We start from the raw sequence: 1,205 nt of genomic DNA, 5'->3' as shown, positions 1-1,205 counted from the left end.
GAAAAATTAAATAACCGTCCGAGAAAAAGATTTAATTTTGAAACACCAAATTATATGTTTAACCAAAAAGTTGCATTAGTAACTTGAATTCAGCTAGTCTAAAAAGGAAGAATTCTATATTTCTAACCCCTCTGAATTGAGATCTAAACGCTTTTATTTTCGCATTAAATGACTCAGCCGATGCATTTGTGCTTCTATTATCAAAATAGATTAATATGGTTTGGTAGTGATTTATTATAGATCGTGAGATTGTATTGAAAGATTTAAACCCTGATTGATTTACTTTCTCATGCTATTTGGCTAGTCTTGAAAGTCCAATAATTTTATCCGTTGTTTTTTCAAAGATATTTCTCAAATCTTGAGCCAAATTATAAGCTTTTTCAATATCTGGATACAATTCAAACAACAACTTGGAACGTTCTGCTTGATTTTTGGACCATTCTGATTTGTTTTTATATAAGAAATAGCGACTTCTTGCCAATAATTGTTTGACAGTATCATCATTTGCTAATAGTATAGGGTTGTATTTTTCTTTGATGATTTTGCTTTTTCTATAGCTTCATTCTCGAGGTCAATTGCTTCCCAACGATACTTAATTCTGATTTCTTGTAAAGCTTCTAAAGCTAACTTTTGAACATGGAATCGGTCGGTAACCCTTGTAGCATTTGGAAAACATTTTTTAGCAATTAATCCCATATTTGCAGCCATGTCTAGGGTAATCTCTGTGACTTGATTGCGCGCTTTGAGAGGGATCTTTTCAATTATAGCAGTTACAATATCAGCTTTAGTTCCAGAAATCATAGCTACGATAGTTCCTTTCTTTCCTTTGCCTGCTTTGTTGGTTACGATAGTATAGAGTTCTCCATTCGAGAATGAAGTTTCATCAATCGATAAACGTTTGCCTAAGTTTTTTGGAAAAATAAGCCATTGCTTGGCGTGTGACAGGTTGATCCAAGGTTTTAAAATCACTTAGGAAATCTTTACATTGATGTTGCAGATTTTGCCACTAACTCCATAGAAAGAAGCAATGGCATTACAATCATTAGCCTTGGAATCTATTGATCTCTTTTAAAAAAGGTGCAAACTCCTGTGTTACCCGAGTTCCGTCTGCTACTAAATTCTAATCTCTAAAAACTACTTGCCCAGTATCTTCGTTGAGCCATCTTCTGCGTATGATATGCAGATATACTTGATGACCTCGAATT

1 protein-coding gene and 1 pseudogene are annotated in these 1,205 nt (G+C 33.7%); both read right to left on the bottom strand.

From position 1 onward, the window contains the following. Nucleotides 1–58: 58 nt before the first annotated feature. A pseudogene (locus BLS90_RS17275) lies at nucleotides 59–481 on the bottom strand (ISL3 family transposase). Between the two features lie 26 nt (nucleotides 482–507). After that, nucleotides 508–969 carry a transposase gene (locus tag BLS90_RS17270; protein ID WP_091259631.1) on the bottom strand — a complete coding sequence of 154 codons (462 nt, stop codon included), beginning with the start codon at nucleotides 967–969 and terminating at the stop codon, nucleotides 508–510. Nucleotides 970–1,205: the final 236 nt, after the last annotated feature.

Source organism: Flavobacterium omnivorum, assembly GCF_900099915.1.
Taxonomy (GTDB): Bacteria; Bacteroidota; Bacteroidia; order Flavobacteriales; family Flavobacteriaceae; genus Flavobacterium; species Flavobacterium omnivorum.
Note: the sequence above shows the minus strand (reverse complement) of the source record. Positions and strands in the feature narration are given on the sequence as shown.